The organism is Haliscomenobacter sp. (assembly GCF_041740695.1).
Lineage (GTDB): Bacteria > Bacteroidota > Bacteroidia > Chitinophagales > Saprospiraceae > Haliscomenobacter.
This window is the reverse complement of the sequence record NZ_JBGSLK010000087.1, coordinates 28528-43693: the sequence shown is the minus strand read 5'-3', so window position 1 is coordinate 43693 and position 15166 is coordinate 28528. Positions and strand designations below refer to the sequence as shown.

Annotated in this window: 11 protein-coding genes; all 11 read left to right on the top strand. The window is 46.5% G+C overall.

Going from position 1 to position 15166, the window contains the following annotated elements; genetic code table 11:
• Positions 1 to 100: 100 nt before the first annotated feature.
• The 11 genes from ACEW9O_RS17815 (at position 101) to ACEW9O_RS17765 (ending at position 15160) form a co-directional block, all read left to right on the top strand.
• Entirely contained in the window at positions 101 to 670 is a 570-nt protein-coding gene (locus ACEW9O_RS17815) for a gluconate 2-dehydrogenase subunit 3 family protein (RefSeq protein WP_373551539.1), read from the top strand.
• A gap of 46 nt (positions 671 to 716) precedes the next feature.
• Positions 717 to 2240 (top strand): sulfatase, encoded by a 1524-nt coding sequence (locus ACEW9O_RS17810; RefSeq protein ID WP_373551538.1) that lies wholly within the window; start codon positions 717 to 719, stop codon positions 2238 to 2240.
• Positions 2241 to 2458: 218 nt separating this feature from the next.
• A complete protein-coding gene (locus tag ACEW9O_RS17805) occupies positions 2459 to 4870 on the top strand; it encodes a GH36-type glycosyl hydrolase domain-containing protein (RefSeq protein WP_373551537.1) in 2412 nt (803 codons plus the stop codon).
• A 42-nt stretch (positions 4871 to 4912) separates the two neighbouring features.
• Complete coding sequence (locus tag ACEW9O_RS17800) at positions 4913 to 5722, top strand: TIM barrel protein (protein WP_373551536.1); 810 nt, start codon at positions 4913 to 4915, stop codon at positions 5720 to 5722.
• A 47-nt stretch (positions 5723 to 5769) separates the two neighbouring features.
• Entirely contained in the window at positions 5770 to 7755 is a 1986-nt protein-coding gene (locus ACEW9O_RS17795) for an ABC transporter substrate-binding protein (RefSeq protein ID WP_373551535.1), read from the top strand.
• A 23-nt stretch (positions 7756 to 7778) separates the two neighbouring features.
• Positions 7779 to 8768, top strand: a complete 990-nt coding sequence (locus ACEW9O_RS17790; protein ID WP_373551534.1) for an ABC transporter permease — start codon at positions 7779 to 7781, stop codon at positions 8766 to 8768.
• A 41-nt stretch (positions 8769 to 8809) separates the two neighbouring features.
• Complete coding sequence (locus ACEW9O_RS17785; protein WP_373551533.1) at positions 8810 to 9949, top strand: ABC transporter permease; 1140 nt, start codon at positions 8810 to 8812, stop codon at positions 9947 to 9949.
• A gap of 4 nt (positions 9950 to 9953) precedes the next feature.
• The gene (locus ACEW9O_RS17780) at positions 9954 to 10973 is read left to right on the top strand and encodes an ABC transporter ATP-binding protein (RefSeq protein ID WP_373551532.1); all 1020 of its coding nucleotides are present in this window, start codon (positions 9954 to 9956) and stop codon (positions 10971 to 10973) included.
• A complete protein-coding gene (locus ACEW9O_RS17775; protein ID WP_373551531.1) occupies positions 10970 to 11980 on the top strand; it encodes an ABC transporter ATP-binding protein in 1011 nt (336 codons plus the stop codon). Before ACEW9O_RS17780 ends, ACEW9O_RS17775 begins: the two co-directional genes overlap by 4 nt.
• A gap of 21 nt (positions 11981 to 12001) precedes the next feature.
• On the top strand, positions 12002 to 13708 hold the full coding sequence (locus ACEW9O_RS17770) for a heparinase II/III family protein (RefSeq protein WP_373551530.1): 1707 nt from the start codon (positions 12002 to 12004) through the stop codon (positions 13706 to 13708).
• Between the two features lie 159 nt (positions 13709 to 13867).
• The gene (locus tag ACEW9O_RS17765; RefSeq protein WP_373551529.1) at positions 13868 to 15160 is read left to right on the top strand and encodes a mandelate racemase/muconate lactonizing enzyme family protein; all 1293 of its coding nucleotides are present in this window, start codon (positions 13868 to 13870) and stop codon (positions 15158 to 15160) included.
• Positions 15161 to 15166 lie beyond the last annotated feature (6 nt).

Sequence of the window (15166 nt, the reverse complement as noted above, 5' to 3'; positions counted from 1 at the left end):
GAGCGACTTAGACAAGGACTTTGTCAAAATCGCTCGCGGAGCCTAAACCTTCTCAACCTTCTCAACCTCCTCAACCCTCTCAACTCCTCAAATCATCCTTATGGATCGCAGACAAGCACTTTACCAAACCTCCCTCCTCCTCGGCGGAACCATCATCGGCGCAGAAGCGATCCTGAGTGGTTGCTCCCCGAATAAATCATCGCCCAAAAGCACCCTGTTTCAAGAGGGCGACGAAGCGCTGCTGGACGACATTGCCGATACCATCCTGCCAGATACAACCGACTCCCCCGGGGCAAAACAAGCTGGAGCGGGTGCCTTCATGATGCTGATGGTGGAGGATTGTTACGAAGCGCCGGAGCAAAAAATCTTTTTGGAAGGTTTGAAAAAAATCCAAACCGAGAGTCAAGCGAAATTCAAAAATATCTTCACCGCGCTCAATGCCGTGCAACGGTACGAACTGCTTTCTGCTGCGGACAAAACAGCCACTGAATACGAAAGCAATAAAGCCGAAGACGCTCCGCCGCACTATTTCACCCTGATCAAACAACTGGCCACTTTTGCGTATTTCAGTTCGGAAATTGGGATGACCAAAGCGCTGCGTTACAATCCCATTCCAGGGAGATTTGATGGCTGTGTGGAGTATAAAGTGGGGGAAAAGGCTTGGGCTTAATCCAGGTAGGTCAATTTCAATTTAATGCCTTTTTAATTCATTGCCAATGCGCCGAATCGGTCTTATTCTTTTCCTTGGAGTGCTGGGATGGCATTCGCTTTTTGGCCAGTCCAAAACCAAGCCCAACGTGGTGATCATTTACGCCGATGACCTGGGCTGGAAGGACCTGTCCTGTTATGGCAGTACTTTTTATGAGACGCCAAATCTAGATCGCTTGGCCAAAGAAGGCATCCAATTTAGGAATGGATACGCGTCAGCCCCGGTTTGCAGCCCTTCTCGGGCCAGTTTGATGACTGGGAAATATCCGGTTAAAACCGATGTGACGGATTGGCTGCGCGGAAGGCAAGCCGATGGGAAAGCGCGACCCTATGAAAAGATGATCGCAAAACCTATTGCGGATCAATTGGCTTTGTCCGAAAAAACCTTTGCCGAACTGGCCCTGGAAAATGGCTATCGTACTTTTTCGGCGGGCAAATGGCACCTCGGCGAACAAGAGCAGTTTTGGCCCGAAGCACAGGGGTTTCAGGTGAACAAAGGGGGGACGAGCAAGGGGGCACCAGTCGGCTTTAAGAATGATTCAACGGGTGGTTTTTTCACCCCTTATTTAAACCCACGTTTAGCGGATGGCCCTCCGGGGGAATACCTGACGGATCGGCTGACCGATGAATGTCTGAATTTTCTCCAACAGCAAAAGGACGACGCCCCATTTGTTTTGGTTTATTCCTTGTATGCGGTGCACAACCCGATGCAGGCCCCGCGGGCTTTGGTTGAAAAATACCAGCAAAAACAGCGGCAAATGGGAATCCAGCCGGATCAGTTGTTTCGAAAAAATGAACCTTGGATGGCTTTTGAACCGGGCTGGAAACAGCGGACTGTCCAGTCTAATCCGGTTTATGCGGCGATGCTGGAGAACATGGATCACAATGTGGGACGGATTCTGGATCAACTTGCCGCCTCAGGCCTTGCCGAGAATACCCTGGTGCTTTTCAGCTCCGATAATGGTGGCTTAAGCACGGCAGAAGGCAGCCCAACGACCAATGATCCGCTGCGGGCTGGTAAGGGATGGTTGTACGAAGGGGGCATTCGGGTACCAGTAATTATGCGCTGGCCTGGAAAAATAACCGCCGGGCAAATTTCGGATGTTCCAGTGAATACCATTGATTTTTATCCCACGTTTGCAAATGCCATCCGCCAGTCGACTCAAAAAGATCAGGATGTGGATGGTGAGGATATTTTGAAATTAATCGCAAAACCCGGCCAAGCTAAAAAACGGGCACTATACTGGCATTATCCGCATTACAGCAATCAAGGCGGCAAACCCGGATCAGCCATCATTCAGCATCCCTTCAAATTGATCTACAACCATGAAGACCAATCGATTGAATTGTATGATTTGATAGACGATATTAGTGAAACCAATAACCTGGTTCAGGTCAAGCCCGCAATAGCCAAAAAAATGCAGCATAAACTCCAAGGATGGCTGACCCGGGTCAAGGCAAAATTTCCGGATAAAAATCCAGGGTATGTGGATGGCGATGTTGGAAGTAGGAGTGGGCGGGATGACTGGTAATTTCAATGGAACCATAAACATCTTTCGACAACGTTGTAGCAAATAAATACCGCACAAAAGATCAGCGGCATCGTAATTTTTTTTGAAATTAACAGCGTCAAAAAAAATACAACGATGAGAATCAACAACATAAAAGTGATTTATCTGGCTTTTTTGCTTTTGGTTGTCACAAACTTTAGGGTATCGGGTCAACAGCCAACTCCGGCTAAAAAAATTTGATGAAACAGATCGTAAAGCCAATGGAGGATACACCATTAATCCAAGCTGCCGATGACAACAATCGCCTCGAACTATTGAGTCCAACCAGTCTTCCAAGGGCGTCGGCTTTTCTTTGGAATAAATGGATGATGATTCACATGAACTGTCGGGGGTATGCCGTGGCTCAATTCATGCAGCCTGAACCAGCCAAATACGCTCATGCGCCTAATCTGGAGGCTAAAACTTTTATGCAACCGGAACAGCCTTATTACGCACATCATCCGGGCCGCTTCTTTTACATCAAAGATGAAGATACCGGGCAATTGTTCTCGGTGCCATTTGAACCAGTTCGCAGCACAGTAGAAAGTTTCACTTTCTCCGTAGGCAAAAACGATATTCATTGGAAAATAAGAAAAAATAACCTGCTTATTGAAATGTGTTTGAGCCTTACCGAAAACGACCTCGTAGAGCTCTGGAGCATTAAAGTCAGCAATACTTCATCTGATAACCGCCGCTTGAGTATCTATCCGTATTTTCCGGTCGGATACATGTCGTGGATGAATCAGTCCGGCGAATACAGAGCAGATTTGTGTGGGATCGTTTGCTCGTCGGTCACTCCCTACCAAAAGTATACCGACTATTTTAACAACAAAGACTTTAAGGATAAAACCTTTTTAATAGCGGACCGGATTCCTGATTCATGGGAAGTAAACCAGGAAATATTTGAAGGGGAAGGGGGATTGCACCATCCATCCGCCATTCAGCAACAAGAACTGGCAAAAGGAAATGCGTGGTACGAAACACCGGCCTGTTGTATGCAATATCGCATAAGCGTAGCGGCTGGTATGACCGAGGAATATCGGTTTGTTTTTGGCCCGGCCAAAGACGAACCGGAAATTGCTGGAATACGGCAACGTTATTTTGGTACACATAAAAATGCCCATGAAGATGGATTCAGCCTCGCCAAAAAAGAATATGCAGACTATGTAGCAAAAGGCCGGGGATGCTTGAAAATAAAAACGCCGGATGCAGAATTGGATAATTTTGTAAACCATTGGTTGCCCCGTCAGATTTTTTACCACGGCGAAACCAATCGCTTGTGTACCGACCCACAAACCCGTAATTATTTACAGGACAATATGGGGATGAGCTATATCAACCCCAATACGACAAGGCAAGCTTTTTTGATTGCTTTAAGCCAGCAACATTTAAACGGCGAGATGCCGGACGGCATTTTAATAGAAAAAAATGCAGCATTAAAATACATCAACCAGGTGCCGCATACCGACCATTGTGTGTGGTTGCCGATTTGTATCAAAGCTTATTTAGACGAAACCAACGATTTTTCAATTCTTGACGAAATTGTTCCTTTTGCTAAAACGACAGAGGCCGCTGCGGTTGCTGAGCACATTAACCGCGCAATGTACTGGTTGATAAAAGACCGGGATAAGCGGGGCTTAAACTTCATTAACCAGGGCGATTGGTGCGATCCAATGAATATGGTTGGCTACAAAGGTATTGGTGTTTCCGGGTGGCTTTCCATTGCGGTTATTTATGCCTTGAAAGTGTGGGCCATAATAAACGAACAAATCAATCAACCTGAATTAGCCAATGAATTTCTTTCAGCGGCTGACGAAATGACCACTGCCGTAAATAAATATTTATGGAATGGCAATTGGTATGCCCGTGGGATTACGGATGACAATGTTGTTTTTGGAACAAGCCAGGATAAGGAAGGGCAGATTTTTCTCAATCCCCAGGGTTGGGCACTGTTGAGTGGCATCACCGATGGGGTTAAGCGCAGGGCGTTGATTGCGGCAGTTGAAGATCACTTAGAATCGCCGTATGGTGTAGAAAAGATTGGCCCGCCGTTTGCGGCCATGCGTGACGATATTGGGCGGGTGACTCAAAAGTTTCCCGGATCGGCAGAAAATGGCTCGGTGTATAACCATGCCTCAGCTTTCTACATTCATGGTCTTTATTCGGTGGGAGAGAAAGAGCGCGCTTACCGTTTGCTCCGCAAAATGATCCCGGGGCCCAATCAGGATGATCTTATTCAGCGGGGTCAACTCCCGGTATTTATCCCCAACTATTACCGGGGTGCCTACAAGCAATTTCCCCGTACCGCCGGAAGGTCGAGCCAATTGTTCAATACCGGAACTGTACATTGGTTTTACCGTAGTTTAATTGATGGTTTATTTGGATTGCGGGGTGATGTCAATGGTTTGAGGATAGAACCTCAACTCCCTTCCGCATGGCCAGAGGCGATGATTACCCGGTATTTCAGAGGAGCAGAATTTCACATTGAAATGATCAGGGCATCTGCACACAACGCAATTCGAATTCTGGTCGATGGTGTTTGTTTGGATGAGCCCGTGATTACAAATATTGAAGCGGGGAAAAAATATGCGGTGCAGGTAACCCTAGGTTAGACCCTGTCTTGATTTTTGCTAACAATTAAAATAACCTACGTCATGTTTAAAATTAGTGTATTGTTTGCTGATTCACCCATTATGGAGCCAACAAAAATTGCTCCCGGATTTGAAGCTTCGGAAATTCCGGCTGGAAAATTAATTGACCCCTTGATGACAGACCATGATTGGGTAGCCAGGAAACAAGAGTTGTTGAGTTTGGGTATGCCGCGGATGTTTGTTTCGAGTCACTGGATTAATGCTCCTTGTAACTCACCTGATGCGGATTGGGAGCTTCTTGAATTTTGGACCAAAAGAATGATGAAGCGCCTTGGTGAACTAGGGGTTAAAACTGCGGGCATTTATGGTAAATTTTTCAGAAAAGCTGAAACTGAAAAAGCCATGCAGGAGGCCATTCGCTATGCCAATCTCTTAGGCGATGAAGCCGCCAAAAATAACATGAATATTGCCCTGGAACCCATGGCTGATCCGGATTCTTTATTTCCAACCTATGCGGAGGGATTAAAGTTTGTGAAATTGCTCAACCATCCGCAGGTTAAATTGATGGCCGACCTCAACTATTTTCTCAGAAACAAAGAATCATTTGAGGTCATTAAAGAGGAACCATCCTGGAACCTTCATTGCCATATTGCTGGCAGATCAGCAGCGGGAGGCGCACAGCCCAATGTGGGGGAATACCGTGAAATACACAAAGCGTTTTTCAGGGTTCTTCGTGAAACCAATTATGAGGGTGCAGTATCCTGTGCCTGTCCATGGATCAATACCGGCTCCGGTGAATTTAGTCTGACCGAAGAGACCGCAAAAACAATTGAATATTTGAAGGAGATTCGGGCAGAAGTGTATGCTGAGTAATATGTCCAGTAGTGTGCTCATTTATTCATTAGGATAATGAATTGGCTATGTCTGATACTCCCGGATTTTCGCGACGATTGTTTATCCTGAATGCCATGTATACAACGGCAGGGCTGGCCTTGGGGTCTTGCAATTCCAATGCGCCCGAAGCCAGCCCGCCTGCTGTAAAGAAAATCATCCCTGGGAGGGATCATCCATCCGGCCTTTCCGCCTATCAGGAAGCTCCCATGCTCGCCCAACGCGTAGCCTCAGGGGAATTGCCGCCGGTTAGCGACCGATTGCCTAAAAACCCTTTTGTCAGAACAGTGCCGACGATTGGGAATTATGGGGGCACAATATATGATGAAACCTCTGGCCAGGGAGGCCGCTTTTTCCTGGACGGAGCTTTGGTCGCCTCCCCTCAGGAAACCGATAACGAAGGTAAAATCATCCGCCCTCACATGTGTGAGAAAGTGGAACACAACGAAGACTATTCCTCTTTTACGTTCTACATCCGGGAAGGCTTAAGATGGTCGGACGGGGTTGAATGCACCGCCGATGATGTCATCTGGTGGTGGGAGCACGAGCAAAACAACAAAGAATTGTACCCCGAAGGCCCCCGAAATGCCTGGAAAACAGGAGAGAAATACGCAGTTTTCGAAAAAATCAGCAAATGGGTATTTCGCATTTCTTTTGCAGGGCCATTCCGGCCACTCCTCAATTTGAGCGCTCATGAGTACATGTGCTTTGCCAGTTTTTTTGGTCAACCTGCACATTACATGAAACAGTTTCACATCGATTTTAATCCCCAAGCAAACGAGCTTGCCCAATCGTTTGGTTACCAATATTGGTTTCAGCTTTACAAGGAACGGGAAGAGTACATGAACCCTCATGAAGGCAAACCCAATCTTTCACCCTGGATTAGGATATTGACCAATACTACCCACGAAGTGTTTGAGCGCAATCCTTATTATGCTGAAATTGACCAGGAAGGAAACCAGCTCCCTTATGTTGATCGGGTCTATATGTCGGTTGTGGAAGATCGTAAACTGCGGGATGCCAGGATTGCAACGGGCGGCATTACCATGGGAAAAACGGTACTTTCTGAAATTTCAATTTACCAAAAGAACCAGGTAAGAGGTGATTTTACGATTAAAAAATGGAAAATGTCCAGCTCCTCTGAATGTATGTTTTCATTCAACCTGAACCACAAAGACCCGGTTTTAAACAAGATATACAACGATGTACGGTTTCGTAAAGCCATGTCCTTGGCCATCAACCGCAAAAGGGTCAATGATACCCTCTATTTCGGTCTGGCCAAAGAATGCCAGGCCACCCTTGATCCCCAGGTATCTTATTTTGATCCGAGCTGGCAAACGTATTGTGCCAACTACGATTTAGCAGCAGCGAATGCCTTATTGGATGAAATGGGACTGAGGTGGGACAACAAAAAACAATTTCGCCTGATGCCCAATGGCAAAAGGTTAAAAACGATCATCATCTACACCATCCGGGATTTTCCATTAGAGTTGATTGAATTGGTGAGGCAAGACTGGAGCAAAACGGGGATGGATACCATCTTGAGAGAGAGCGACAACCAATTCCGCAAAGAACGCTGTATGTCGGGTGAACACGATTGTACCTGTTGGAATGCTGACCAGGTGGAAGAAATCGCCGCTTACCTCCCCTGGGTTTCAAAATGGAACCCCAACAACGCATTGTTCTACGCCATGGATTGGTGGTACTGGTATTATTCCGAGGGAAAAGACGGCATTGAACCTCCTGAAATATGGAAAGATCAATTCAATACCATGGCCAAATGGTACCATGCCAAAGATGACGAAGAATACCAAAGGTATGGCCACCAGGTTTGGGATTTTTTTACCAAACAATTGGTCTGTATTGGAACGGTTGGTTATGCACCCATGCCCGTAGTGATCAAGAACGGCCTGAAAAATGTGCCGGACAACATAAAGATGGGTTATGGCACGGTGTGGGCAAAATCCTACATGATCCAAACCTACTATTGGGACAAACCTGAAGACCACACCTAGCGCTAAGCACAAGCACATTCCAAATGAAACTAATCAAATACATCATAAAACGATTGTTATGGGGCACCTTGGTGCTGCTGTTCGTATCGTTTTTTAGCTTTCTGGTCATCCAGCTCCCTCCGGGCGACTTTTTAAGCTCGTATATCGCCCGCTTGGAAAAATCCGGAATGGCGGTCGACAATCAATCCATGGTTGCGCTAAGGCACAGCTATGGCCTTGATCAGCCTTTTATTGTGCAATATGGTAAATGGTTTTATCGGTTTGTTCGGGGGGATATGGGCGTTTCATTTTTGTATACAAAAAAAGTGGAGTCGGTTATTGTAGAGCGGCTCCCGGCTACTTTGTTGTTGTCTTTTACCTCATTGCTGGTCATTTACCTGGTTTCTATTCCGGTGGGGATTTATTCGGCGCGCCGACAATATTCAGTAGGTGATTTTTTGGCTTCATTATTGGGCTTTATGGGCATGGCCATTCCGGGTTTCCTGTTGGCTTTAATCCTGATGTGGATTGCCTACCAGGGCTTTGGGATCAGTATCGGGGGATTGCAATCTCCCCAATTTATGGATCAGCCCATGTCAATGGCCAAGGCGATTGATTTTATGAAACATTTGCCGGTACCCATTATTGTCATCACCGTAGCGGGGACGGCTGCACTGATCCGCACCATGCGGGCCACGTTGTTGGATGAGCTGGGAAAGCAATATGTCACTACCGCAAGGGCAAAAGGGCTAAAGGAAAGCACCCTTATTCACAAATATCCGGTAAGGGCTGCCATGAATCCAATCATCAGTTCGGGTGGATGGTTACTTCCAGAGCTCTTTTCCGGCGAAACCATTGCCGCAATTGTATTGGGGCTTCCCACCATTGGGCCATTGTTGTACCGGGCATTGTTGGGCGAAGACATGTACCTGGCTGCCGGGTGCATCATGATCTTAAGCATTTTGACCATTATTGGCCTACTCATTTCGGATATTGTATTGGCCATTACCGATCCCCGAATTCGTTTGGGTTAAGAGCTTGTTTAAGAACTTAAACAAGCTCTAAAAGAATGAGCATGAAGACACCAACATTTTTCCGGGGTTTCCGCAAACCGAAAAATAGCGAGCCGAATAAATTCAATGCGCTTCATTCTGCATCGCAATGGGCATTGATTTGGGCAAAATTTAAAGACCATAAATTGGCGATTGTAGGGCTGTATATACTTGTGATTTTTTATGCATGCATTCTTTTTTCCCCGATCATAACCCCTTATGACGCCTGGGAGGACTCAAAATACATTTATGCCCCTCCGTCAAAAATTCGCATTTTTCATCAAGGAAAATTGAGCAGGCCCTTTGTCTATAAACAAGATATAATTTTAAATACCGAAACTTTCGAAAGAACATTTAAACCGGACAAATCCAAGCCCTATCCGGTCCGTTTTTTTGTAAAAGGTGCCGAATACCGTTGGCTGGGCTTGGTCAAAGGAAACATTCATTTGTTTGGAGTCGATCCTCAAACTTCGATCAACCTGATGGGAACCGATGTGCTTGGCCGCGATTGCTTCTCGAGGAACATCTCCGGTTTACAAATTTCTCTGACCGTGGGTTTATTGGGGGTCTTTATCGCTTTTATCCTTGGGTCTGTTATTGGTGGTATTGCCGGGTATTATGGTGGAATCATTGACAACATCGTTCAACGATTGGTCGAGTTTATTTCCTGTATCCCCACCATTCCGATGTGGATGGCTTTGAGTGCAGTTATTCCACAAGATTGGGGAAACCTCAAAGTGTATTTTGCCATTACGGTAATATTGGCGCTGCGCAGCTGGACCGGACTTTCGCGCCAGGTGAGGTCAAAGCTGCTCCAACTTCGGGAAGAAGAATACATTGTTGCGGCCAAAGTTTGTGGGACTTCAGGATGGAAAATCATAACTACCCATTTGCTGCCCGGTTTTATGAGCTATCTCATCGTAAGCCTGACCCTTGAAATTCCTAAAATGATTCTTGGCGAAACTACCCTTAGTTTCCTTGGCCTTGGATTGCGTGCACCCACCGTAAGTTTGGGGGTATTGTTACAAGATGCTCAAAACCTTGCCGCTATATCGGCCTATCCCTGGTTGTTGATTTCGGCTTTACTGGTTGTTATTGCCGTATTGGCCTTCAATTTTGTTGGTGATGGAATCCGCGATGCCGCCGATCCTTATAAAAATTAAGCCGATGACCACAGAGAATAACTTATTGGAAGTAAAAGATTTGAAGGTAGAGTTTAAACTGCGGCAAGGCACGGTAACTGCGGTAAATGGGGTTTCATTTCAACTGAAAAAAGGTAAAGTGCTGGGCGTGGTTGGCGAGAGTGGAAGCGGCAAAAGTGTGACTGCCCGCACCTTGTTGCGCATTGAAGCCCCCGGGATAATTACCTCGGGAGGAATCAACTTTTTTTCACCAAAACACGGGGAACTCGCCATTCAAAAGCTGAATACCACTGGCGAACTCATCCGATCGATTCGATGGAAAGAAATTGCCATGATTTTTCAGGAACCCATGACCTCGTTTGGGCCGATGCATACCTTCGGAAATCAAATTTCGGAAGTATTGATCCTGCATGAAAAAGTGAATAAAGCGGACGCCCTGCAAATGGTGGTTGAAAGCCTCCGTTCGGTGGGAATGCCCAGGCCGGAAAAGGTAATCAACCAATATCCGCACCAAATAAGTGGAGGACAACGCCAGCGGGCCATGATTGCCATGGCATTGGCCTGTAACCCGGAAATGCTGATTGCCGATGAACCAACGACGGCACTGGATGTGTCGACCGAGGCCCAAATTCTTGAAGTGCTGGCCGAACGTCAGAAAACCCTGAATACCGCGATTCTCTATATTTCACACAACCTGGGCGTAGTTTCCAATATTGCGGATGAGGTAATGGTCATGTACCTGGGACAAATTGTAGAACATGCACCGGTTGATGACTTGTTTCGCGCACCAAAACATCCCTATACCGCAGCATTGCTGAATTCAATTCCACGGATAGACAAAGCCTACGAGGGTCAGAAATTGGAAGTTCTGAGCGGGGGGATTCCTGACCCCTACAACCATCCAACTGGCTGCAAATTTCATCCACGGTGCCCAAAAGTGATCAAAGGGGTTTGTGATAAAATTCAACCGCTTCAGTATGCTGTTTCTGAAACCTGGAGCGTCGCCTGCCACCTGTATAGCACGTCAATTAACAGTGAGAAATGATGGAACCAACAAAAAAAGAACTCCTTCTTGAGGTGGTGGATTTGTGCATGTACTTTCCGGTTCAGGGCGGCTTTTTTGATAAAACCAAGGGGCTGGTTAAAGCAGTTGACGGCGTGAGTTTCAAACTTTACAAAGGCGTAACATTTGGTTTGGTGGGTGAAAGTGGTTGTGGGAAAACCACTACGGGCCGCTTGATCATGAAGGTGATGAACCCAACCAGTGGAAGCATTACCTTTTACGACAATGAGCTGGGCCCAATCGAATTGGTTCCCCTTTCCAATCGACAAATGCGCCCGCTTCGAAAAAAAATTCAAATGGTATTTCAGGATCCCTATTCTTCTCTTGATCCCCGAATGACCATTCAGCAAATTGTGGGAGAACCCTTGCGGGCCAGCGGCAGAGGTGATTTGAATGAGTACAAAAATAAAATTGCCGAAATACTCCAAAAGTCAGGCTTAAGCCCCGATTACATGGATCGTTATCCCCATGCTTTCAGCGGTGGTCAACGACAGCGTATCGGCATCGCCCGGGCTTTGGTCACCCAACCTCAATTGGTGGTGGCCGACGAGCCGGTTTCCTCGCTCGACGTGTCGGTGCAGGCGCAAATATTGAATTTACTGAAAGAGCTCCAGCAGTCATTTGAGCTCACCTACTTGTTTATCGCACACGATTTAAGCGTAATTCGCTACATGTGTGATACGCTCGCGGTCATGTATGTAGGTCGAATTGTGGAGATGGGTCGCAGTGAAGACATTTTTAACCATCCGGCACATCCTTATACCGAAGGGCTTTTGTCCATCATTCCCCGGACAAGTACCAAAACAAAGCCGGAAAAAATGCTAAAGGGCGGCATTGCCGATGCCTCTAATTTACCATCAGGATGTTATTTTCATCCACGCTGTCCATATGCGCAGGAAATTTGCAAAACGGAGTATCCTGCACTAAGGGACATCGGGACGGAGCATCAAGTAGCCTGTCATTTTGATTTGGATTTGAAAGGAATTTAGCGCATGTCTAAAAACAGAAAAATGATAGAAATCATTACGCATGAACACCCTCGCTTGTTCATCAATCAGGAACGGATCAGCGAGTTGAAACGGCTTGAAAAGACCGATCCCTTCTTTGCTGCACTAAAAAGTGGATTGATCAACAAAGCGACTGCTTTATTGGATGAAGACGTGGTGCCTTTTAAAATAACTGGCCCGCGCATGTTGAAAAATTGTCAGGAAATCCATTCCCGGGTATCCATACTGGCCTTATCCTGCCTGTTAAGCGGCGATGAAAAATACGCCATCAGGGCAAAGGATGAATTGATCTCCGCCGCCGCTTTTCCGCATTGGAACAAAGATCATTTTCTGGATACTGCCGAACTCATTACTGCCTTTGCCATTGGGTACGATTGGCTTTACCACGTGCTACCCAAAGCAGACCTTACCGCCATTAAAAATGCCATGATCAGCAAAGGCATTCAACCGGGTATCGAAGAACACAAAAAGAACATTTGGTGGGCTGGGCACAAGTTCAATTGGAACCAGGTTTGTAATGGCGGCCTGATTATTGGCGCGCTTGCAGTCGCTGATGAAGAGCCCCAACTTTGTGAAGAGGTATTTGACGCAACCGTAAAATTTTTGCCCATTGCCTTCAACAGCTATGGAAAAGAAGGCGGGTGGGAAGCTGGCCCCGATTACTGGCAGTACACAACCTGGTACAGTGTTTTACTAATCGATGCCTTACTCAAAGTGACTGGTGATGATTTTGGCCTTTCAAAAACCGAAGGTTTCAACAAAACCGGTTTATTCCCGATCTACACGGCTGGCCCCTTTGACAAGTTTTTCAATTTTGCCGACGCGGCTGAAACCTACAACCCCATACCCACCCTGTTCTGGTTGGGGAAATACTTCAACAACGACGTTTTTATCACCGAAAACCACCGCTTACTGAAAAAATCACTAAGCGACCGTACGTATTGCGATGCGTTCAATTTGGTTTGGTATGTGCCCGCACCATTAAATGTGCCCCAGTTGCCCTTGAACCGGAATTTCAGTGACATCAACATGGGGGTATTCCGCAGTGAATGGGCCAACCCCCGAGCAACTTTTATCGCTTTTAAGGGTGGTTTCAACCAGGCCGACCATGCCCACCTCGATATTGGTTCCTTTGTGTTGGATAGGAAAGGGGTTCGTTGGGCCATCGATTTGGGCCGCGACAGTTACGATTTGCCTGAATATTTCAATCGCTCGGAAACTGGCGGACGCTGGAATTACTTCCGGCTGAACAACAAATCCCACAATACCCTGGTCTTAAACAACGGTATTCAGCGGGTGCTGGCAAAAGCCAAAATAATCAGTTATGCCGCAACGGGGAATGACCCGGAAGCCAGCATTGATCTTACGGAGGTCTATACGCCTCATGCCACTTCAGTGATTCGTTCTATAAAAATGCTTGATAACGCTACAGTCTTGATTACCGATAAAATTGAATGGGCGGGTGAAGCAAAATTGGTACAGTGGCAAATGCTTACTGATGCAGAAATTGTGCTTCACGGCAATAGCGCCGAACTGTTGAAGGATGGAGAAAAAATTGTTGCTACGATTCTTCAACCAGTAGCGGCGGTGTTTGAAGTCATCTCCGCCGAACAGGTGGAACCCGAAATGAGTAATGGTGGTTTCAGACAGCTCATTGTTAAATGGACAGAAGTAGGTGACCTTAGCGAAATCGCAATTAGTATAGCTTAAACAAATAAAATGATGAAACAGCAACGCAACAGGATATGGCACAAACATCTTTCGACAACGTTGTAGCAAATAAATACCGCACAAAAGGCCTGGAATATGCTGTTTTTCTCGAGCTTAACAGCACAAAACAGTCTTTTTAACAACGCTAAAACCTTCAAAATGAAACGACGCGCGTTTTTAAGGAATTCTACAGGCCTTGCGGGCTTATCATTGACTGGCCTGGCCATCAATCCTGCTGAATCGGCCTCCAGACCAGCAGACTTAAAAATTACCGACATTAGAGGGTGTACAGTAAGAGCCGGAGGAGAGAATTATCCAATCATAAAAATTTATACCAACCAGGATGTCTACGGGCTTGGCGAAGTTCGGGACAGTGGACGACTCAGCCAGGCATTGATTTACAAATCTTTTTTGGTAGGCCAGGATCCTTTGAATATCGAGGGCATTTTGAAGCGCATCAAACCCATGGCTGGTCAGAGTCGCAACGGCGGAGGCTACAGTGCGATCGATATGGCCTTGTGCGATATTGCGGGCAAAGTGCTGGGCATACCCGCCTACCGGCTATTCGGATCAAAACGCCGGAGCAAGATTACGGCATACTGTGATACACCTTCCGAATCCGATCCGGAAGTGTACAAAGCACTTATGAAAAAGCGGCTGGATATGGGCTTCACCCATTATAAAATGGATTTGCAAAAAAGATTGATTCAGGACAAACCGGGAGCACTGAGTGGGCAATCTCCCACCGACAAAGGGCTGGCCTATTGGGGCGAATACGTTGAAGCAGTAAGAAGTGTGATTGGATATGATAAAGTTTTGGGCGCAGATCATTTTGGATACCTCAACGTTGACGATGGTATTCGCCTGGGTAAAGCCATGGAAAAATACAGCCTGGCCTACATTGAGGATGTCATCAATTGGGACCGGACGAATTCCATCCAACTCAATAAAATGATCACCGACGGTTCGCCAACACCCACCCTCAATGGCGAGGATCTTTTTGGATTGGAGGCTTTCCGCCCCTGGATCGAAAATCATGCGGTTGACATCATCCACCCGGATATGGAAACTTCAGGGGGGATTATTGAGACAAAAAAGATTGCGGATTACGCCAACATGTTCGGGATTCCGGTGATGTTCCATTTTGCGGGCTCCCCGGTTGGATGTATAGCAAGCCTTCATTGTGCCTGTTTGGTTGATGACTTTATCAGCATGGAAAACCACGCGGTGGATACGCCATGGTGGGGTGATCTGGTTACAGGGGTTGAAAAACCAATCATCAACAAAGGGGAATATACCGTTCCGGAAAAGCCAGGACTTGGCGTAGAATTGAATGAGGAAGTGGTAAAGCAGCACCTGATCATTCCCGGCTACTTCGAACCTACTCCTCAATTCGACAAACCAATGGTTGGCACTCATTTCGGCATCCCGGTTGATGCCATTAAAAAATAGTCTACA

Bases quoted from the DNA above. Each gene is read 5' to 3' on its own strand.
- ACEW9O_RS17815 (WP_373551539.1), top strand. From the start codon at position 101: ATGGATCGCAGACAAGCACTTTACCAAACCTCCCTCCTCCTCGGCGGA.
- ACEW9O_RS17810 (WP_373551538.1), top strand. From the start codon at position 717: ATGCGCCGAATCGGTCTTATTCTTTTCCTTGGAGTGCTGGGATGGCAT.
- ACEW9O_RS17805 (WP_373551537.1), top strand. From the start codon at position 2,459: ATGAAACAGATCGTAAAGCCAATGGAGGATACACCATTAATCCAAGCT.
- ACEW9O_RS17800 (WP_373551536.1), top strand. From the start codon at position 4,913: ATGTTTAAAATTAGTGTATTGTTTGCTGATTCACCCATTATGGAGCCA.
- ACEW9O_RS17795 (WP_373551535.1), top strand. From the start codon at position 5,770: ATGTCTGATACTCCCGGATTTTCGCGACGATTGTTTATCCTGAATGCC.
- ACEW9O_RS17790 (WP_373551534.1), top strand. From the start codon at position 7,779: ATGAAACTAATCAAATACATCATAAAACGATTGTTATGGGGCACCTTG.
- ACEW9O_RS17785 (WP_373551533.1), top strand. From the start codon at position 8,810: ATGAAGACACCAACATTTTTCCGGGGTTTCCGCAAACCGAAAAATAGC.
- ACEW9O_RS17780 (WP_373551532.1), top strand. From the start codon at position 9,954: ATGACCACAGAGAATAACTTATTGGAAGTAAAAGATTTGAAGGTAGAG.
- ACEW9O_RS17775 (WP_373551531.1), top strand. From the start codon at position 10,970: ATGATGGAACCAACAAAAAAAGAACTCCTTCTTGAGGTGGTGGATTTG.
- ACEW9O_RS17770 (WP_373551530.1), top strand. From the start codon at position 12,002: ATGATAGAAATCATTACGCATGAACACCCTCGCTTGTTCATCAATCAG.
- ACEW9O_RS17765 (WP_373551529.1), top strand. From the start codon at position 13,868: ATGAAACGACGCGCGTTTTTAAGGAATTCTACAGGCCTTGCGGGCTTA.